The 20,052-nt window shown below is 72.5% G+C and carries 13 protein-coding genes; 10 read left to right on the forward strand and 3 right to left on the reverse strand.

What is annotated here, in order from left to right; all coding sequences use genetic code 11:
* Positions 1 to 236 precede the first annotated feature (236 nt).
* The 3 genes from ACZ38L_RS26855 (at position 237) to ACZ38L_RS26865 (ending at position 6,573) form a co-directional block, all read left to right on the forward strand.
* Complete coding sequence (locus ACZ38L_RS26855) at positions 237 to 638, forward strand: (deoxy)nucleoside triphosphate pyrophosphohydrolase (RefSeq protein ID WP_465697951.1); 402 nt, start codon at positions 237 to 239, stop codon at positions 636 to 638.
* A gap of 180 nt (positions 639 to 818) precedes the next feature.
* Entirely contained in the window at positions 819 to 3,476 is a 2,658-nt protein-coding gene (locus ACZ38L_RS26860) for a SpoIIE family protein phosphatase (RefSeq protein WP_465697953.1), read from the forward strand.
* A gap of 379 nt (positions 3,477 to 3,855) precedes the next feature.
* Positions 3,856 to 6,573 (forward strand): SpoIIE family protein phosphatase, encoded by a 2,718-nt coding sequence (locus tag ACZ38L_RS26865; protein WP_465697955.1) that lies wholly within the window; start codon positions 3,856 to 3,858, stop codon positions 6,571 to 6,573.
* A gap of 58 nt (positions 6,574 to 6,631) precedes the next feature.
* Here ACZ38L_RS26865 and ACZ38L_RS26870 read toward each other — a convergent pair whose 3' ends face one another.
* The 3 genes from ACZ38L_RS26870 to ACZ38L_RS26880 are packed head-to-tail and all read right to left on the reverse strand — an operon-like array spanning position 6,632 to position 10,112.
* Positions 6,632 to 7,405: a succinate dehydrogenase/fumarate reductase iron-sulfur subunit gene (locus ACZ38L_RS26870; RefSeq protein WP_465697957.1), complete on the reverse strand. Its 774-nt coding sequence runs from the start codon at positions 7,403 to 7,405 to the stop codon at positions 6,632 to 6,634.
* Positions 7,402 to 9,315 (reverse strand): fumarate reductase/succinate dehydrogenase flavoprotein subunit, encoded by a 1,914-nt coding sequence (locus ACZ38L_RS26875; RefSeq protein ID WP_465697959.1) that lies wholly within the window; start codon positions 9,313 to 9,315, stop codon positions 7,402 to 7,404. Before ACZ38L_RS26875 ends, ACZ38L_RS26870 begins: the two co-directional genes overlap by 4 nt.
* Positions 9,316 to 9,326: 11 nt before the next feature.
* The gene (locus ACZ38L_RS26880) at positions 9,327 to 10,112 is read right to left on the reverse strand and encodes a hypothetical protein (protein WP_465697961.1); all 786 of its coding nucleotides are present in this window, start codon (positions 10,110 to 10,112) and stop codon (positions 9,327 to 9,329) included.
* A gap of 123 nt (positions 10,113 to 10,235) precedes the next feature.
* Here ACZ38L_RS26880 and ACZ38L_RS26885 point away from each other — a divergent pair, with 123 nt between their 5' ends.
* From ACZ38L_RS26885 to ACZ38L_RS26915, 7 genes are all read left to right on the forward strand, one after another.
* Entirely contained in the window at positions 10,236 to 11,828 is a 1,593-nt protein-coding gene (locus ACZ38L_RS26885) for an ABC transporter family substrate-binding protein (protein ID WP_465697963.1), read from the forward strand.
* Between the two features lie 171 nt (positions 11,829 to 11,999).
* Positions 12,000 to 13,868, forward strand: coding sequence for a translational GTPase TypA (gene typA / locus ACZ38L_RS26890; protein WP_465697965.1), 1,869 nt, complete (start codon positions 12,000 to 12,002; stop codon positions 13,866 to 13,868).
* Positions 13,869 to 14,038: 170 nt separating this feature from the next.
* On the forward strand, positions 14,039 to 15,670 hold the full coding sequence (locus tag ACZ38L_RS26895; protein ID WP_465697967.1) for a peptide ABC transporter substrate-binding protein: 1,632 nt from the start codon (positions 14,039 to 14,041) through the stop codon (positions 15,668 to 15,670).
* Positions 15,671 to 15,679: 9 nt separating this feature from the next.
* Positions 15,680 to 16,603 carry an ABC transporter permease gene (locus ACZ38L_RS26900; protein WP_465697969.1) on the forward strand — a complete coding sequence of 308 codons (924 nt, stop codon included), beginning with the start codon at positions 15,680 to 15,682 and terminating at the stop codon, positions 16,601 to 16,603.
* 58 nt (positions 16,604 to 16,661) lie between these two features.
* Positions 16,662 to 17,624 (forward strand): ABC transporter permease, encoded by a 963-nt coding sequence (locus ACZ38L_RS26905; protein WP_465698022.1) that lies wholly within the window; start codon positions 16,662 to 16,664, stop codon positions 17,622 to 17,624.
* Between the two features lie 13 nt (positions 17,625 to 17,637).
* Positions 17,638 to 18,702: an ABC transporter ATP-binding protein gene (locus ACZ38L_RS26910; protein ID WP_465697971.1), complete on the forward strand. Its 1,065-nt coding sequence runs from the start codon at positions 17,638 to 17,640 to the stop codon at positions 18,700 to 18,702.
* Positions 18,695 to 19,930, forward strand: coding sequence for an ABC transporter ATP-binding protein (locus tag ACZ38L_RS26915; RefSeq protein WP_465697973.1), 1,236 nt, complete (start codon positions 18,695 to 18,697; stop codon positions 19,928 to 19,930). Before ACZ38L_RS26910 ends, ACZ38L_RS26915 begins: the two co-directional genes overlap by 8 nt.
* The last annotated feature ends 122 nt before the right edge of the window (positions 19,931 to 20,052 follow it).

Raw genomic sequence — 20,052 nt, forward strand, 5'->3', positions numbered from 1 at the left:
CCCCCCCCCCCCCCCCCCCCCCCCCCCCCCCCCCCCCCCCCCCCCCCCCCCCCCCCCCCCCCCCCCCCCCCCCCCCCCCCCCCCCCCCCCCCCGCACTGCCTCCTCCCGGTGGCCGTTCTCCCCGTCGCCGGTCGCACGCCGGGTCAACGGCCGTCAATCCGCGCGTGCGGCGGTGTTCCTCGTCCCGGTGTGCCCGGTTCACCGCGCCGTCCCGGCGGCGTCGTAGGGTCGGGGCATGGAGAACCGGATCGTCGTCGGCGGTGCCCTGATCCACCGGGGTCGGGTGCTGGCCGCCAGGCGCAGTGCGCCGGCCGAGGTGGCCGGGCGATGGGAGTTCCCCGGCGGCAAGGCCGAGCCGGGGGAGACCGAGCAGCAGGCGCTGGAGCGCGAGCTGTACGAGGAGCTGGGGGTGCGCGCCCGGGCCGGCGAGCAGCTGCCCGGCGAGTGGCCGATCCGGACCGGGCTGGTGCTGCGGATCTGGGCCGCCGAACTGCTGGCGGGCGAGCCGCAGCCGCTGGAGGACCACTCCGAGCTGCGCTGGCTGGGGCCGCACGAGCTGGCCGAGGTGGACTGGCTGGAGCACGACCGCGAGGTGCTGCCCGAGGTGGCCCGGCTGCTCGCCGGTCACGCCGGCTGAGCCGGTCGAGCCGACCGGGTCGGTTGAGCGGTCCGGGTCGGTTGAGCGGTCCGGGGTGCCACGCGGCGCCCGTTCGGCGCGGCGACGCGACTCTGGTAGGCCAATCGGAAAAGATGACCCGAACGTTGTCCGGGCATCCTCCCGCCCGGACGCTCCGCCCGAGACCCGGAGGCCCTGTCGGTGACGAGTACGGGTAGCGGCGTCGGTGGCCTCCCACGGCGCACCGGCAGTGCGTCCGCCCGGGCCCGGCTGCGGGTCTCCCGGCCGTCGCGGAGGACCACCGCCGGGAACCCCCCACGGCCGGCCCCCGTCGAGCCGGTCACCGCCGCCCCGCGCGGCGCCGCCTGCGCGCCCTTCCCCGGCGCCGGTCCCACCCCCGACGTGGACACCGCCGAGCGCACCCGGGGCAGCCTCTTCGACGTGGTCCGGGTCTCCATCGCGATGCTCGACACCGCCGGCCGGGTGGCGCTCTGGAGCCCGGCCGCCGAGGAGCTGCTGGGCTGGCCGAGCGAGGTCCTGGTGGGCCGCCGGATCGAGGAGCTGGTGGTCGACGAGCGGCTGGTCCCCGACACCCGCGCGGCTTTCGCGACCGCGCTGCGCACCGGCAGCTGGAAGGGCCTGACCGAGCTGCGCCACCGGGACGGCGGCAGGGTCCCGGTGGAGGCCCGGATCTCGCTGCTGGTGGACGGCGACGGCACCCCGTTCCTGCTGGTGGCGCTGGCCGAGGCGGGCTCGCTGCAGGCGGTCGAGCGGGACCTCGCGGTCCGTGACGCGCTCTTCGAGCAGTCCCCGCTCGGCATCGCGGTGCTGGACACCGAACTGCGCTACACGGCCGTCAACCAGACCCTGGCCGAGATGAACGGGGTGGCCGCCGAGGACCACGTCGGCCGGACCACCGGCGAGACCCTGCCCGAGCGCGCCGCCGACGAGATCACCGTGATCCAGCGCCAGGTGCTGGCCACCGGCGAGCCGGTGATCGACGTGACCCTCGCCTCGCCGCTGACCGCCCGCTCCGGCTACCGCTCGATGTCCTACAGCCGGCTGACCGACCGCGGTGGCAGGGTGCTCGGCATCTCCGGCACCGTGATGGACGTGACCGACCGTTACCGCGCGGTGGCCAAGGTCGAGCACGCCCGCCGCCGGCTGGCGCTGCTGAACGAGTTCGGCTCCCGGGCCGGCGACCTGCTGGACGCCTCCCGGATCGCCCAGGAGCTGGCCAGCGCGGTGGTGCCGCGGCTGGCCGACTTCGCCTCGGTGATCCTGCTGCAGGCGGTCGCGCACGGTGACGACCTGCCGCGGCACGCGCACGACCGGCGCACCTCGCTGCTACAGCTCGGGGTGGCGGCCACCGAGGACGGCGAGGAGGTGGAGGTGATGCTCCGTCGGGGAGCCCGGATCACCTTCGCCGACGAGTCCTGCTACGGTCGGGTGCTGCGCACCGGCGTGCCAGAACTCCTTTCCGGTACTGGGGAGTTGGAGGATGCCACCTATCCCGGCGACCCCAAGCTGCGAGCTGCCCTGGAGCTCGGCGCGCACTCCATGCTGGTGGTCCCGCTGCGGGCCCGGGGGATCGTGATCGGGCTGCTGGTGCTCAGCCGGGCCGGCCGCCGGGAGGCCTTCGACCGCGACGACCTGGCCTTCTCGGTGGAGCTGGCCGACCGGGCCGGCAGCTCGCTGGACAACGCCCGGCTCTACGCCCGCGAGCGCACTGCCGCGCTGACCCTGCAACGGACCCTGTTGCCGCAGCAGGTCCCGCAGCCCACCGGGGTCGAGGTGGCCTACCGCTACGTCCCCGGCAGCAGCGGCACCGAGGTCGGCGGCGACTGGTTCGACGTGATCCCGCTGCCCGGTGACCGCACCGCGCTGGTGGTCGGCGACGTGATGGGCCACGGCCTGCGGGCCGCCGCCACGATGGGCCGGCTGCGCACCGCGGTCCGGGTGCTGGCCGCCCTGGACCTGCCGCCCGACGTGCTGCTGCGGCACGTCCACGAGCTGGCCGACGACCTGGCCCAGGGCCCGGACGAGGCGCTGCTGGCCACCTGCGTGTACGCGGTCTACGACCCGGCCAGCGCGCGGCTGGTGGTGGCCAAGGCGGGGCACATCCCGCCGGTCCTGGTGGTGCCGCCGCTGGCCGGCCCGGCCCGGGGCGGCAGCCCGCTGCCGGGCGGCGAGGGGCGGGTGCTGGACCTGCCCTCGGGCGCGCCGCTCGGGGTGGGCGGCGTCCCGTTCGAGGCGGTCGAGCTGGTGATCCCGGAGGGCAGCGTGCTGGCGCTCTGCACGGACGGCCTGGTGGAGTCCCGGGACAAGGACCTGGACGTCGGCCTCGGCCGGCTGCAGTCGGTGCTGGAGAAGCCGTACCTGTCGATCCAGCACGCCTGCGAGGCGGTGCTGGACACCATGGAGCAGGGCCGCGAGCCGGACGACGTCGCGCTGCTGCTGGCTCGGCTCGGCCGTGGCGAGGAGGGCGCGCGCACGGTCGGCTGGACGCTCCCGGCGGAGCCCACCGCGGTCTCCCGGGCCCGCCGGCTGGTCCGCGGCGCCTTGCAGGAGTGGGCGGTCGACGACCTGACGGACGTCGCCGAGCTGCTGGTGAGCGAGCTGGTCACCAATTCGGTCCGGTACGCCAGCGCGCCGATCGGGGTACGGCTGACGCTCGGTGACACCTTGCTGGTGGAGATCTCCGACCCGCTGCCCGACCCGCCGCGGGAGCGGCACGCCGCCGCGGCGGACGAGGGCGGTCGTGGCCTGGAGCTGGTCCGCAGCCTGGCGCTGCGCTGGGGCGCCCGCGCGGAGGGGATGGGCAAGGTGGTCTGGTTCGAGCAGGAGCTGGGCGGTTGAGCCGGGCCACTGGGCCGGGCCACTGGGCCGGGCCACTGCGTCGGGCCACTGGGTCGGGACGCGGTGGCGGGTGGGAGTCGGCGGGCCATTCCCGGGTAGGGAACCGGCCTGGGAATGATGCGAACGGATTGATCGTACGAACAATCGAAAGGTGGGGATCGGCCTGGGAGTCCGTGAAGACCCGTTCATGTCAAGATGATGGCGGGCGCACGGGTGTGGACCAGGGGCGCGAACGTGGCAGGCTGGTGGTGCGGGGTTGGGAACAAATTCCTTCCCTCGATTTGATGTTGTGATGTCGCGGGCGTGTGCGCCTGCCCCCGGATGATGAATACTCGGTTCTCTCGACATCCGGATGGGCGCGGGTTGGAGGGGTCGGTCCTTGAACAGCATGCCGGCGCGGGAAGCGCTGACTGGTGGTGGCCATGCCGCCGTACCCGGGCAGCCGGGCGCCAGGGCCGGCGGTGCCGCGGAGACGGTCCCGCCGCCCGCGGATCCCGCCGCCGCCACCGTTTCGGGCCAGGCCCCGGACCGGTCCCGTTGGGGCCACAGCGATCCGGGGTCGATCTACGAGTACATCCGGGTCGCCACCTTCGCGATCGGTCCGGACGGCCGGATCAGCCAGTGGAGCGACCGGGCCGCCGACTTCTTCGAGCTGCCGGCCGCCGAGGTGGTCGGCGCCGACCCGGTGACCACCCTGGTCCCGCGCGAGCTGTGGCGGCGCGGCCGGGAGCGGCTGGCGCGGACGCTGGCCGGCGAGGAGTGGGTCGGCACCGTCCCGTACCGGGACCGCGAGGGCGCGGAGGGCCTGGCCGAGGTCTACCTGATGCCCGCCACCGGCTCCGGCCGGGAGGCCGACCGCGCCGACCGGGACGGCCCCACCGTGGCCGACGGCGACCCGACGGCCGACGGCAGCCCCGGCGCGCTCTGTCTCGCCGTCGACCTGGGCAAGCTCCGCCGGATCGAGACCGACCTGGCCGCCTCCGAGGCGGTCTTCGGGCAGACCCCGAGCGGCTTCTTCCTCTTCGACCGGCAGCTCAAGCTGCAACGGGTGAACCGGGCCTTCGCCGAGGCGGTCGGCGTCGAGCCCGAGGGGCTGGAGGGCCTCACCCCGCACGACCTCTTCTCGGCCTCCGAGGCCGAGCGCCTGCAGGCGGCGCTGCGTCAGGTGCTGGACACCGGCGACCCGGTGGTGGACCTGCGGTTCAGTGGCGCGGTGCCGACCCGGGACGGCAACCGCCGCTGGGCGATCTCGCTCTACCGGCTCTCCGGCCCCGGCGAGCGCCCGATGGGCGTGGCCGGCCAGGTGCAGGACGTCACCAGCCGGCATGTGGCCGAGCGCGAGGCGGCCGGCGTCCGGCGCAACCTCGCCCTGGTCAACGAGGCCAGCGCGCACATCGGCTCGACCCTCGACCTGGAGACCACCGCCAAGGAACTGCTCGACGTGGTGGTCCCGCAGTTCTGCGACCTGGCCACGGTCGACCTGTACTCGGCGCTGCTCTCCGGCGAGAGCGGCCCCTCGCTCAGCCCCACCGGCCCCGGACCGTACGGCGCGCCCTACGACGGCAGCGGCGAGCTGCGCCGGGTGGCGGTCTCCTCGGTGGTCGGTGGTGCCGCCTCGGTGCTGGGTGGTGAAGCCCTCCCCACCGACGCCCAGTTGCCCACCGCGGAGGCCGGCGGGACGCTCTGCTACCCGCCGCGCTCGCCGCACGCCAGGGCGCTGCGGACCGGCCGCAGCGCCATCCCCGAGCCCGGCCCGGACCCGCTGCTGCGCAGCACCCTGGTGGTGCCGCTGGTCGCCCGGGACGTCGTGCTCGGCCTGATCCAGCTCTCCCGGGCGATCGGCAGCGAGCCCTTCGACGCCCGGGACGTCGCGATCGCCGAGGAGATCGCCGCCCGCGCCGCGGTCTGCGTCGACAACGCCCGGCTCTACCGCCGCGAGCACGAGCGCGCGCTGATCCTCCAGCGCAGCCTGCTGCCCCCCGGCAACCCGGAGGCCGCCGGGCTGGAGATCGCCTGCCGCTACCGGCCGAGCAACAACAACACCGAGGTCGGCGGCGACTGGTTCGACGTGATCCCGCTGCCCGGCCACCGCACCGCGCTGGTGATCGGCGACGTGATGGGCCGTGGGCTGCGGGCCGCCGTGGCGATGGGTCAGTTGCGCACCGCGGTGCGGACGCTGGCGATGCTCGACCTGGAGCCGGCCGAGGTGCTCGGCGCGCTGGACGAGATCGCCCGCGGGCTGGGCGACCCGGGCCCGACCACGCTGACCGGCTACGGCAAGCCGGCCCAGCCGGCCGGCGGCGACGCCCCCGAGGTCTACCTGGCCACCTGCGTCTACGCCGTCTTCGACGCGGTGACCAGGCGCTGCGTCTTCGCCAACGCCGGCCACCTGCCGCCGGTGCTGCTCAGCCCCGTCGGCGGCGCCGATCCCACACCGGTCGCCCGGATGCTGGACGTGCCGCCCGGGCTGCCGCTGGGCGTCGGCGGCGAGCCGTTCGAGGAGGTCACCCTGGTGCTGCCGGACGGCGCCCTGCTCGGCCTCTACACCGACGGCCTGGTGGAGTCGCGCAAGCACCAGCTGGACGAGGGCCTGCTGGCCTTCCGGAAGGCCCTGCAGGCCGGTACCCCGGTGCTGGAGACGCTCTGCGACGAGGTGCTCAGCGAGCTCGACCCGCACCACGGCGAGGACGACATCGCCCTGCTGATGGCCCGGGTCCGGGCCTTCCCGGAGGACGCGGTCGGCGACTGGCGGCTGCCGCCCGAGCCCACCTCGGTCGCCAAGGCCCGCGAACTGGCCTGCGGCTGGCTGCTGGTGCGCGGCCTGGACGAGCTGGTGGACACCACCGAGCTGCTGGTCAGCGAGCTGGTGACGAACGCGCTGCGGCACGGCCGGGGCGACATCCGGTTGCGGTTGCTGCGCGACAGCACGGTGGTCTGCGAGGTCTGGGACGACGGCTACGCACAGCCCCGCCGGCGCCGCGCCCAGGAGACCGACGAGGGCGGCCGCGGCCTCCAGCTGGTCAGCCTGCTGGCCGAGCGCTGGGGCAGCCGGCGGACCCCGCACGGCAAGATCGTCTGGTTCGAGCTGACGCCCTGACCGACGTGGATGCCCTGGCCGACCGAGGCGGCGGCCGGCCAGGGCGACCGGTCGCCGGCTACGGCCCCGGCCGGCGCAGCCCGATCTTCGAGCCGAGCCAGACCAGCGGGTCGTACTTGCGGTCGGCGACCCGCTCCTTGAGCGGGATCAGCGCGTTGTCGGTGATCCGGATGTGCTCGGGGCAGACCTCGGTGCAGCACTTGGTGATGTTGCAGTAGCCGAGCCCGTGCACGTCCTGGGCGGTCGCCCGGCGGTCCAGCCCGGTCTCGGCGGCGGCGTCCAGCGGGTGCATGTCCAGCTCGGCCACCCGCATCAGGAACCGCGGTCCGGCGAACGCGCCGTGGTTCTCCTCGTGGTCGCGCACCGCGTGGCAGGTGTCCTGGCAGAGGAAGCACTCGATGCACTTGCGGAACTCCTGCGAGCGCTGCACGTCCTCCTGCCGCATCCGGTACTCGCCGGGCGCCAGCCCGTCCGGCGGCACGAAGGCCGGCACCTCGCGGGCCTTGGCGTAGTTGAACGAGACGTCGGTGACCAGGTCGCGTACCGAGGGGAAGGCCCGCAGCGGGGTGAGCACCACCGGCTCGCCGGCCGGCAGGGTGGACATCCGGGTCATGCAGAGCAGCCGTGGCCGCCCGTTGACCTCGGCGCTGCACGAGCCGCACTTGCCCGCCTTGCAGTTCCAGCGGACCGCGAGGTCGGGCGCCTGGGTGGCCTGCAGCCGGTGCACCAGGTCGAGCACCACCTCGCCCTCGTTGACCTCCACCTGGTACGAGGCGAAGCCGCCCCGCCCGCCCTCGCCGCGCCAGATGCGGAACTCGGCCTGCTGGCTCATCGGCCCTCCCCCTCCTGCTCGGCCTGCCCGCGCTGCTCGTCCTGCCTGTCACTCGCTTCGGCGAGTTCCTCCGGGGTGAGGTACTTCGCCAGTTCCGCCTGGCCGAACAGGGCCAGCAGGTCCGGCCGGATCGGCGGGTTGGCCTGCCGGGCCACCCGGACGCCCTCCGGGCCCAGACCGCAGACCAGGTTGACCCGGCGCCAGTCGCGGTCCATCCCGGGCCAGTCCTCGCGGGTGTGTCCGCCACGGCTCTCCCGGCGCAGCAGCGCGGCCTGTGCCACGCACTCCGAGACCAGCAGCATGTTGCGCAGGTCCAGGGCCAGGTGCCAGCCGGGGTTGAACTGCCGGTGGCCCTCCACCGAGAGCCGGGCGGCCCGGTCGCGCAGCACGGCGAGGCGCTCCAGCGCCTGTTTCATCTCGCCCGCCCGGCGGATGATGCCGACCAGGTCGTTCATGGTCTGCTGGAGCTCCTGGTGCAGCGCGTACGGGTTCTCGGTGCCCTCGTCGAAGGGGGCCAGTGCCTCGGCCGCCGCCGCGTCCAGCTCGGCTCGCTCGGGCACTGGACGGTCCGTCAGTCCTGCCGCGTACCGGGCCGCGTGCAGTCCGGCCCGGCGACCGAAGACCAGCAGGTCGGAGAGCGAGTTGCCGCCGAGCCGGTTGGAGCCGTGCATGCCGCCGGCCACCTCGCCCGCCGCGAACAGGCCGGGGACGGTCGGGCTGGCCGCGGTGTCCGGGTCCACCTCGACACCGCCCATCACGTAGTGGCAGGTGGGCCCGACCTCCATCGGCTCGCGGGTGATGTCCACGTCCGCCAGCTCCTTGAACTGGTGGTGCATCGAGGGCAGCCGGCGGATGATCTCCTCGGCCGGCAGCCGACTGGAGACGTCCAGGTGGACCCCGCCGTGCGCGGTGCCGCGGCCGGCCTTGACCTCGGCGTTGATCGCCCGGGCCACCTCGTCGCGGGGCAGCAGCTCGGGCGGGCGGCGGTTGGTGTCCGGGTCGGTGTACCAGCGGTCGGCCTCCGCCTCGGTCTCGGCGTACTGGCGGCGGAAGACCTCGGGCACGTAGTCGAACATGAACCGGCGGCCCTCGCTGTTGCGCAGCACCCCGCCGTCGCCGCGCACCGACTCGGTGACCAGGATCCCCTTGACCGAGGGCGGCCAGACCATGCCGGTGGGGTGGAACTGGACGAACTCCATGTTCAGCAGCCGGGCGCCGGCCAGCAGCGCCAGCGCGTGGCCGTCGCCGGTGTACTCCCAGGAGTTGGACGTCACCTTGAACGACTTCCCGATCCCGCCGGTGGCCAGCACCACGGTCGGCGCGGCCAGGCTGAAGAACCGCCCGCTCTCCCGGACGTACCCGAAGACCCCGGCGATCCTCCCGTCGCGGAGCAGCAGCCGGGTGACGGTGTGCTCCTGGAGGACCTTGAGCCCGGCCTCGAAGTCGCCGGTCTCCCGGTGGTCCCGCTGCTGGAGCTGGACCACCTTCTGCTGCAGGGTGCGGATCAGCTCCAGCCCGGTCCGGTCGCCGACGTGGGCGAGCCGTGGGTACTCGTGGCCGCCGAAGTTGCGCTGGGAGATCCGGCCGTCCGCGGTCCGGTCGAAGAGCGCGCCCCAGGTCTCCAGCTCCCAGACCCGCTCCGGCGCCTCCTTGGCGTGCAGCTCGGCCATCCGCCAGTGGTTGAGGAACTTGCCGCCGCGCATGGTGTCGCGGAAGTGCACCTGCCAGCCGTCGCCGCCGTTGACGTTGCCCATCGCGGCGGCGATCCCGCCCTCCGCCATCACCGTGTGCGCCTTGCCGAAGAGCGACTTGCAGATCACCGCGACCCGCATGCCCTGCTCGCGCGCCTCGATCGCGGCCCGCAGCCCGGCTCCGCCCGCGCCGACCACCACCACGTCGTAGCTGTCCATGCAGGCTCCTCTCAGAAGAGCTTCGGGTCGGCGAAGGCGCCGGACGAGACCAGGTAGACGTACAGGTCGGCCAGGCCCACCGAGGCCAGCGAGAGCCAGGCCAGCTGCATGTGCCGGGCGTTCAGCCGGCCGACCAGCTGCCAGGCGCGGTAGCGCACCGGGTGCCGGGAGAAGTGCCGCAGCCGGCCGCCGACGATGTGCCGGCAGGAGTGGCAGGAGAGCGTGTACGCCCAGATCAGCGCGACGTTGCCGAGCAGCACCAGGGTGCCCAGGCCGGCGTGCCCCCACTGGCCGGCCGCGTTGCGGAACCCGAGCACGGCGTCGTACGTGAGGATCCCGGCCACCGGGATCGCCAGGTAGAAGAAGTAGCGGTGCAGGTTCTGCAGGATCAGCGGGAACCGGGTCTCCCCGGTGTAGCGGGCGTGCTGCTCGCCCACCGCGCAGGCCGGCGGGGAGGCCCAGAACGCCCGGTAGTACGCCTTGCGGTAGTAGTAGCAGGTCAGCCGGAAGCCGAGCGGGAACACCAGCACCAGCAGCGCGGGGGAGAGCCGCCACCAGTCGCCGACCACCGCCCAGTCGGCGCCGCCGCGCATCGGGACGCAGCGGGCGGCCAGGCAGGGCGAGTAGAACGGCGAGACGTAGGGCGCCGCGTAGTAGTGCGCCCCCTCGAAGGCCCGCCAGGTCGAGTAGCCGATGAAGACCAGCAGGCCGGCCGCGGTGGTGAGCTGCGGCAGCCACCAGCGGTCGGTGCGTAGCGTGCGTTCCGGTATCTCGGCGCGCGTGGTCGTTGCGGTCATCCTGCGAGTGTGACCTTGATCACATTCCATCGGAAGGCTTCTGACAGGATTCGCTCGGCCGACCGGGTGTCAGATTGTCGTGTCGTCAGTCCGTCGTGTGGGTGGTGCAGTTCAGTGGAACGCATGTCCACGCTCTCGGTCCTGCGCCGCATGTTCACCGCCGCCGCGACCCTCGGCGTGCTGGCGGGGTGCACCGCCACGCCGCCGTCCGAATCGCCCACCTCGTCCGCCTCGGATCTCAGCCCGGGTGACCGGGCGGCGGTGCGGGACGGCGGGACGTTGCGCTGGGCGGTGGACTCGGTCTCCGCCTCGCTCGACGTCTTCCGGCCCACCGCCACCGCCGACGACGCGCTGATCGCGCACGCCCTGCTGCCCAGCCTGTTCCGGGTGGACGAACGGGGCCGGCCCACCGCGGATCCGGACTACCTGGACGGCGCCGAGGTGAGCGGCGGCGGCCAGGCGCCGCAGACGGTCACCTACCGGCTCAACCCGAAGGCCGTCTGGAGCGACGGCAAGCCGCTCTCGGTCGAGGACTTCGCGGCCCAGTGGAAGGCGCGGCAGGCCACCCACCCCGGGTACGCGGCGATCGCCTCGGTCGGACCGGGTGCCGAGCCGCACCAGGTGAAGGTGGTCTTCAAGCGGCCCTACGCCTCCTGGCGCGGCCTGTTCGCCCCGCTCTACCCGGCGGCCGGCCTGCCGGCCTCGGCCGGCCCGCTGGTGCTGAAGTCGCTGGACGCCAAGGAAGGCCGCGCCTCGCTGGTGCGCAACCCGCACTGGTGGGGTGCGCCGGCGAAGGTCGACGGGATCGACTTCCTGGCCACGTCCGACCGGCTGGACGCGCTGAGCAAGGGCGCCGTGGACGTCGCCGCGGTGGAGGGGGTCATCGACCGCCCGGGCGCCGCGCAGTCGGCCGACGCGGTGGACTCCTCGGCGCGGGCGCTCAAGCGCGTCGAGTCGCTGCCCGGGATCACCCTGCACCGGGCGGCGGCCGCGGCGTTCACCCAGCTGACCCTGAACGGCGTGCACGGCCCGCTCGCCGACCCGGCCGTGCGGCGCGCGGTGGCCGCCGCGGTGGACCGCCGTGCGGTGGCCGAGGCCGCGCTGCGCCCGCTCGGCCTGCCGGTCGTCCCGCTCGGCAACCACCTGCTGATGGCCGACCAGGAGGGCTACCAGGACAACAGCGGCGCGCTCGCGGCGACCGCCAAGCAGTTGCACCTGGACCTGAACCTGCTCTACCCGGACGGCTCCGCCACCGCCCACCGCGCGGCCGAAGCCCTGGTGGCCGGCCTGGCCCCGGCCGGGATCGCGGTCCACCCGGAGGCCGCCCCGGCCGACAGCTTCCACGACCAGCTGGCCGGGCGGGACTGGGACCTCGCGCTGTTCTCCTGGCCGGCCGCCGCGTTCCCGGCGGAGGACGAGCGCGCGGTCTACGCCAAGCCCCGCCCGGGTGTGGACGGCCGGCCCACGAACGCGCTGAACTACGGCGGCACCGGCACCGAGGAGATCGACCGACTGTTCGACCGGGCGGCCGGCGAGGCCGACCAGAAGGCCCGGCTGAAGATCCTCCAGCAGGCCGACGCCCGGATCTGGCAGCTGGGCCACTCGGTCCCGCTCTTCCAGCGTCCCGAGCTGGTCGCGGTCCGTGACGGGGTGGCCGGGGTGGGCGCCTACGGCTTCGGCTGGCCGCGCTTCCAGGATCTGGGATTCCGGCACTGAGCCGCCGGAGACCGGGGTGACCTGCCCGAATCCGCCACTCTTGGCCGGGACACGTACCATAGGACCAGCCGAGGCATGTCCTGCCCGGCGGGTGGACCGGTAAGGGAATGGGCGGCCAGCAGGCCGCAGCCGGGGCGCCGTAACCCACGACTCCGGGAGAGTTCGCTCCGCATGCCCACGCGCAACGACATCCGCAACGTAGCTATCGTCGCCCACGTCGACCACGGCAAGACGACCCTGGTTGACGCGATGCTCAAGCAGGCCGGTGCCTTCGCCGCGCACCAGCACCTCGACGACCGCATGATGGACTCGAACGACCTGGAGCGCGAGAAGGGCATCACCATTCTCGCGAAGAACACCGCGGTCAAGTACCACCCGAAGGACGGTGGCGCGCCGATCACCATCAACATCATCGACACCCCCGGCCACGCCGACTTCGGCGGTGAGGTCGAGCGCGGCCTGTCGATGGTGGACGCGGTCGTCCTGCTGGTGGACGCCTCCGAGGGCCCGCTGCCGCAGACCCGCTTCGTGCTGCGCAAGGCGCTGACCGCCAAGCTGCCGGTCATCCTGTGCATCAACAAGACCGACCGTCCGGACTCCCGGATCGACGAGGTCATCAACGAGACCTACGACCTCTTCCTCGACCTGGACGCCACCGAGGAGCAGATCGAGTTCCCGATCGTCTACGCCTGCGCCCGTGACGGCGTGGCCTCGCTGACCAAGCCGGAGGACGGCACCGTCCCGGCCGACAGCGACAGCCTGGAGCCGTTCTTCTCCACCCTGCTGGAGACCGTCCCGGCCCCGGTCTACGACGACGAGGCCCCGCTCCAGGCGCACGTCACCAACCTGGACGCCGACAACTTCCTCGGCCGCATCGCGCTGCTCCGGGTCGAGCAGGGCGAGCTCAAGAAGGGCCAGACCGTCGCGTGGATCAAGCGTGACGGCTCGATCCAGAACGTCCGCATCACCGAGCTGCTGATGACCGAGGCGCTCACCCGCAAGCCGGCCGAGAAGGCGGGCCCGGGTGACATCTGCGCGGTCGCCGGCATCCCGGAGATCATGATCGGCGAGACCCTGGCCGACCCGGAGAACCCGATCGCGCTGCCGCTGATCACGGTGGACGAGCCGGCCATCTCGATGACCATCGGCACCAACACCTCGCCGCTGGTCGGCAAGGGCGGCAAGGGCCACAAGGTCACCGCCCGCCTGGTCAAGGACCGCCTGGACCGCGAGCTGGTCGGTAACGTCTCGCTGCGCGTGCTGCCGACCGAGCGCCCGGACGCCTGGGAGGTCCAGGGCCGTGGCGAGCTGGCGCTGGCGATCCTGGTCGAGACCATGCGCCGGGAGGGCTTCGAGCTGACCGTCGGCAAGCCCGAGGTGGTCACCAAGGAGATCAACGGCAAGACCCACGAGCCGATCGAGCGGATGACCATCGACTCCCCCGAGGAGCACCTGGGCGCGATCACCCAGCTGATGGCGACCCGCAAGGGCCGGATGGAGACGATGACCAACCACGGCTCCGGCTGGATCCGGATGGAGTGGATCGTCCCGTCCCGCGGCCTGATCGGGTTCCGCACCGAGTTCCTCACCCAGACCCGCGGCACCGGCATCGCGCACTCGATCTTCGAGGGCCACGAGCCGTGGTTCGGCGAGCTGCGCACCCGCAACAACGGCTCGCTGGTGGCCGACCGGGCCGGCGTGGTGACCGCCTTCGCGATGACCAACCTGCAGGAGCGCGGCGTGCTCTTCTGCGACCCGGGCACCGAGGTCTACGAGGGCATGATCGTCGGCGAGAACTCGCGCTCGGACGACATGGACGTCAACATCACCAAGGAGAAGAAGCTCACCAACATGCGCTCCTCCACGGCCGATGTGGCGGAGTCCATCGTGCCGCCGCGCAAGCTCTCGCTGGAGCAGTCGCTGGAGTTCTGCCGCGACGACGAGTGCATCGAGGTCACCCCGGAGACCGTGCGCATCCGCAAGGTCGTCCTGGACCAGAAGGACCGCGGTCGCGCCGCCTCGCGCGCCAAGAAGAACTGACCTCCGTCAGCTCGTTCCGTCGGCCGGCTTCCCCTGGTGGGGAGCCGGCCGACGGCGCTCTACCCGTTCGGCGGTAGCGCCCCACCCCGCCGGCGCACCCCGGGTGCGGCGGTGGAGGCGGGCACTTCTGATGGGATGTGAGGTGACGCACATCCCGGAGGAGGTCCCCCATGCCCGCAGCCGCCCGAGTGCGCTGGGCAGTGATCGCCACCACCGCGGTGGCCGTGGCGGTCAGCGGGTGCAGCAGCAAGAACGGGCCCGGCGGCAGCGGGGGCGCCGACGGCGTCGTGCAGGCCTGGTGGGGCGATCCGCAGAACCCGTTGGAACCGGCCAACACCAACGAGGTGAACGGCGGCGCGGTCGAGGGCATGATCTTCACCGGGCTGGTCGGGTACGACCCCAGGACCAGCAAGGCCTACAACGCCAACGCCGACTCGATCACCACCGCCGACCAGCAGAACTGGACCGTCAAGCTCAAGCCCGGTTGGCGGTTCAGCGACGGCACCCCGGTCACCGCGAGCTCCTACGTGGACGCCTGGAACTACGGCGCGCTGATCACCAACAAGCAGGTCAACGCCAGCTTCTTCCAGTACGTCCAGGGCTACGACGACGTGGCGCCGGCCTCCGGTTCGCCCACCGCGCAGACCATGTCGGGTCTGAAGGTGGTCGACGACAACACCTTCACCGTCGCGCTGAGCCAGAAGTTCTCCACCTGGCCGCAGACCCTCGGCTACACCGCCTACTTCCCGTTGCCCCGGGCGTTCTTCAGCGACCACGCGGGCTACCTCAACAAGCCGATCGGCAACGGCCCGTACCAGATCACCTCGTGGACCCGCAGCCAGCAGATGCAGCTGCGGCCCAACCCGGGCTACGGCGGGACCAACAAGCCGCAGAACGGCGGCATCAACCTGAAGGTCTACACCGACACCAACGCCGCCTACGCCGACCTGCTCTCGGGCAACCTGGACATCGACAACGGCCTGCCGAACAGCGCGCTGAAGACCGTCCAGACCGACCTCGACGGCCGCTACCTGAACCAGCCGGCGGGCATCAACCAGACCCTCTCGTTCCCGCTCAACCAGCCGCAGTGGAGCGGGAACAACGGGGCGATGGTCCGCCGGGGCATCTCGATGGCGATCGACCGGGCCGCCATCACCAAGGTGGTCTTCAACGGCACCCGCACCCCGGCCACCGACTGGACCTCCCCGGTGCTGGGTGACTCCGGCGGCTTCAAGGAGGGCCTCTGCGGGGACGCCTGCACCTACGACGCGGCCAAGGCCAAGGCGCTGATCCAGCAGGGCGGTGGGTTCCCCGGCGGCCAGCTGAGCATCAGCTACAACGCCGACGGCCCGCACAAGGAGTGGGTCGACGCGGTCTGCAACAGCATCAACAACACGATGGGCAACACGAGTTCGTGCGTCGGGCGGCCGGTCGGCACCTTCGCCGACTTCCGCAACCAGATCACCGGCAAGCAGATGACCGGGCCGTTCCGGACCGGCTGGCAGATGGACTACCCGCTGATCCAGGACTTCCTGCAGCCGATCTTCACCACCGGCGCCTCCTCCAACGACTCGCACTACGGCAACCCGCAGTTCGACGCGCTGGTCAACAAGGCCAACGCGGAGCCCGACCAGGGCACGGCGGTCAGCGTCTTCCAGGACGCGGAGAAGCTGCTGGTGACCGACATGCCGGCGATCCCGCTCTGGTACCAGAACGGCACGGCCGGCTGGTCGTCCCGGGTCTCGAACGTGATGCTCGACCCGTTCAGTGTCCCGGTCTACACCAACGTCACCGTCAAGTAGCCGACGACAATGGGACGTTACGTCATCAGGCGGCTGCTCCAGATGATCCCGGTGTTCATCGGGACCACCTTCCTGATCTTCGTCATGGTGCACGCGCTGGGCGACCCGGTCAACGCGCTCTTCGGTGACAAGGCGCCCGACCCGGCGGTCGCGGCGCAGATCAGAGCCGAGTACAACCTCAACGACCCGCTCTGGCTGCAGTACGTCAAGTACATGGGCAACCTGTTCCGTTGGGACTTCGGGACCACCTTCAGCGGCCAGCCGGTGACCTCGCTGCTGGCCTCCGCCTACCCGACCACGCTCCGGCTCACCGCGGTGGCCTTCGTCATCGAGGTGGTCCTCGGCATCGCGCTCGGGCTGCTCAGCGGCCTGCGCCGGGGCCGGCTGGCGGACAGCACGGTGCTCGCCCTCACCCTGATCGTGATCTCGATCCCGACCTTCGTCACCGGCTACGTGCTGCAGTACCTGGTCGGGGTGAAGTGGGGGATCCTGCCGGCCACCGCCGGCGAGGAGCTGAACCTGCAGTCGCTGCTGCTGCCCGGTCTGGTGCTCGCCTCGGTCTCGCTGGCGTACGTCGCCCGGCTCACCCGGACCACCGTCGCGGAGAACTCCCGGGCGGACTACGTGCGCACCGCGGTGGCCAAGGGACTGCCCCGGCGCCGGGTGGTGGTCAACCACCTGCTGCGCAACTCGCTGATCCCGGTGGTCACCTTCCTCGGCACCGACCTGGGCGCGCTGATGGGCGGCGCGCTGGTGACCGAGCGGATCTTCAACATCCACGGCGTGGGCTTCTACCTCTACCAGGGTATCGTCCGGCAGAACAGCAACACCGTGGTCGGCTTCGTGACCGTGCTGGTGATCGTCTTCCTGGCGGCCAACCTGCTCGTCGACCTGCTCTACGCGGTCCTGGACCCGAGGATCCGGTATGCCTGACCAGGAGCGGTACTCCGAGTCGGACCCGCTCGCGGACGCCGGCACCGAGGCCGAGGAGATGCCGAGCGCGATCGAGAACCGCACCTTCGACCTCGGCACCATGGAAGGTCAGACTTTAATCAAGGCGGAGCGGTTGACGGACCATCCCGAGGCCCCGGCCGGCGACCAGCGGATGGAGCCGCGCAGCCTCTGGCAGGACGCCTGGCGCGACCTGCGGCGCAACCCGGTCTTCCTGGTCTCCGGGGTGCTGATCCTCTTCCTGCTGCTGATGGCGATCTGGCCCGGCCTGCTCACCTCCACCGACCCGCTGAAGTGCGACCTCTTCCGGTCGCAGGAGGGGCCCGCCGCGGGCCACCCGTTCGGCTTCGACACCCAGGGCTGCGACGTGTACGCCCGGACGGTCCACGGCGCCCGGGCCTCGATCACCGTCGGCGTCTGCGCCACCGCGGGCTCGGCCCTCGCCGGCACCGTGCTCGGCGGCCTGGCCGGCTTCTTCGGCGGCTGGTTCGACTCGGTCATCTCGCGGATCGCCGACGTCTTCTTCGGCATCCCGATCCTGCTCGGCGGGCTGGTCTTCCTCTCGGTCATCCCCGGCCAGTCGATCTGGATCGTGGTGGCGTTCATCGTGGTGCTCGGCTGGCCGCAGATCGCCCGGATCGCCCGCGGTGCCGTCATCACCGCCAAACAGCAGGACTACGTGACGGCGGCCCGGGCGCTCGGGGCGGGCAGCGGCCGGCTGATGCTGCGGCACATCCTGCCGAACGCGGTCGCGCCGATCATCGTCGTCTCGACCATCGCGCTGGGCACCTACATCTCGCTGGAGGCCACCCTGAGCTTCCTCGGAGTGGGGCTCAAGCCACCGACGGTCTCCTGGGGCATCGACATCTCCTCGGCCTCGGACACCTTCCGCAACGCGCCGCACATGCTGCTCTTCCCGGCGGGGGCGCTGAGCATCACCGTGCTGGCGTTCATCATGCTGGGCGACGCGGTCCGCGACGCGCTCGACCCCAAGCTGCGCTGAGAGAGGGCGGGCCATGAGTACCAGCGTGAGCGCAGAACGGACCGACCCCCGGGCGGCGGCCGGCGCGGTCGATCCGGACGCCCCGCTGCTCGACGTGCGCGGGCTGCACGTGGAGTTCCGCACCCGGGACGGGGTGGCCAAGGCGGTCAACGGCGTCGACTACTCGGTCCGGGCCGGCGAGACGCTGGCCATCCTGGGCGAGTCGGGCTCCGGCAAGTCCGTCTCGGCGCAGGCCGTGATGGGCATCCTGGACAGCCCGCCCGGCTTCGTCACCGGCGGGCGGATCCTCTTCAAGGGCCGCGACCTGCTGACCCTCGGCCAGGAGGAGCGCCGCCGGATCCGCGGGTCGCAGTTGGCGATGGTCTTCCAGGACGCGCTCTCCGCGCTCAACCCGGTGCACACGGTCGGCGCCCAGCTCGGCGAGCTGTTCCGGGTGCACCGCGGGCTCTCCCGCAAGGACGCCCGGGCGAAGGCCGTGGCGCTGATGGAACGGGTGCGGATCCCGGCGGCGGCGCAGCGGGTGGGGGACTACCCGCACCAGTTCTCCGGCGGCATGCGACAGCGGATCATGATCGCGATGGCGCTGGCCCTGGAGCCGGACCTGATCATCGCGGACGAGCCGACCACCGCGCTGGACGTCACCGTGCAGGCGCAGGTGATGGACCTGCTCGCCGAGCTGCAGGCCGAGTACCGGATGGGCCTGATCCTGATCACCCACGACCTGGGCGTGGTGGCGGACGTCGCGGACAAGATCGCGGTGATGTACGCCGGGCGGATCGTGGAGTCCGCGCCGGTGCGCGAGCTGTACGCCCGCCCGGCCCACCCCTACACCCGGGGCCTGCTGGACTCGATCCCGCGGCTGGACCGGAAGGGCCGGGAGCTCTACGCGATCAAGGGCCTGCCGCCCAACCTGCTGCGGATCCCGCCGGGCTGCCCGTTCAGCCCGCGCTGCCCGCGGGCGCAGGACCTCTGCCGGACCACCCTCCCGCCGCTGTACCAGGTGACCGAGGACGACGGGAGCCCGCTGCCGGGCCGGGCCAGCGCCTGCCACTTCTGGAAGGAGACCCTCCATGGCTGACGGCGCCACCGCGCTCGGCGCGGCTCGCTCGGCGGTGCCGGCCTTCGCCCGGACGGTCTGCGGCGGCGAGCCGATCCTGCAGGTCAGCGACCTGGTCAAGCACTTCCCGCTGACCCGGGGGGTGGTCTTCAAGAAGCAGGTCGGTGCGGTGCGGGCGGTGGACGGGGTCTCCTTCGAGCTGGCGAAGGGCGAGACCCTGGGGCTGGTGGGGGAGTCCGGCTGCGGCAAGTCGACGCTGGCCAAGGTACTGATGAACCTGGAACCGGCCACCGCGGGCTCGGTGCGGTACAAGGGCGAGGAGATCTCCCGGCTCTCCGGGGCCCGGCTGAAGGCGGTCCGGCGCAACATCCAGATGGTCTTCCAGGACCCGTACACCTCGCTGAACCCGCGGATGACGGTCGGCGACATCATCGGGGAGCCGTTCGAGATCCACCCGGAGGTGGCACCGAAGGGCGACCGGCGCAAGGCGGTGCAGGACCTGCTGGACGTGGTCGGGCTGAACCCGGAGTACCTCAACCGGTATCCGCACCAGTTCTCCGGCGGTCAGCGGCAGCGGATCGGGATCGCCCGGGGGCTGGCGCTCAAGCCGGAGGTGATCATCTGCGACGAACCGGTCTCGGCGCTGGACGTGTCGGTGCAGGCCCAGGTGATCAACCTGCTGGAGCAGTTGCAGCGGGAGTTCGGGCTGTCGTACATCTTCATCGCGCACGACCTCTCGATCGTGCGGCACATCTCGGACCGGGTGGGGGTGATGTACCTGGGGAAGCTGGTGGAGATCGGGACGGACCTGGAGATCTACGAGCACGCGACGCACCCGTACACCCAGGCGCTGCTCTCCGCGGTGCCGGTGCCGGACCCGGCGGCGCGGGAGGCGGCGCTCTCCGGCGGTGGCCGGGGGCGGATCGTGCTGACCGGGGACGTACCGTCGCCGGCGAATCCGCCGTCCGGCTGCCGGTTCCGCACCCGCTGCTGGAAGGCCCGGGAACGCTGTGCGACCGAGGTCCCGCTGCTCGCGGTCCCGGGGTGGCTCTCGGGGGCGGCGGCGCACGACTCGGCGTGTCACTTCGCGGCGGAGCGCGAGATCCAGCAGAGCGCGGCGGAGCGCGAGAGCGGGCAGGGCGCGGCGGAGCGCGAGATCGAGCCGGGCGCCGCGGAGCGCGAGATCGAGCCGGGCGCCGCGGAGCGTGAGCGCGGGCAGGGCACACCCGAAACGGGCGAGGACTCCTGAAACGCCGTGGGGGGGGGGGGGGGGGGGGGGGGGGGAGTAGGGGGGGGGGGGGGGAGGGGGGCCCCAACACGTCCTCCCCGGGGGGGGGTGGGTGTTTTGTGTGGGGGGGGGTGAACCGCCAA

This window comes from Kitasatospora sp. NPDC024654 (assembly GCF_055559155.1).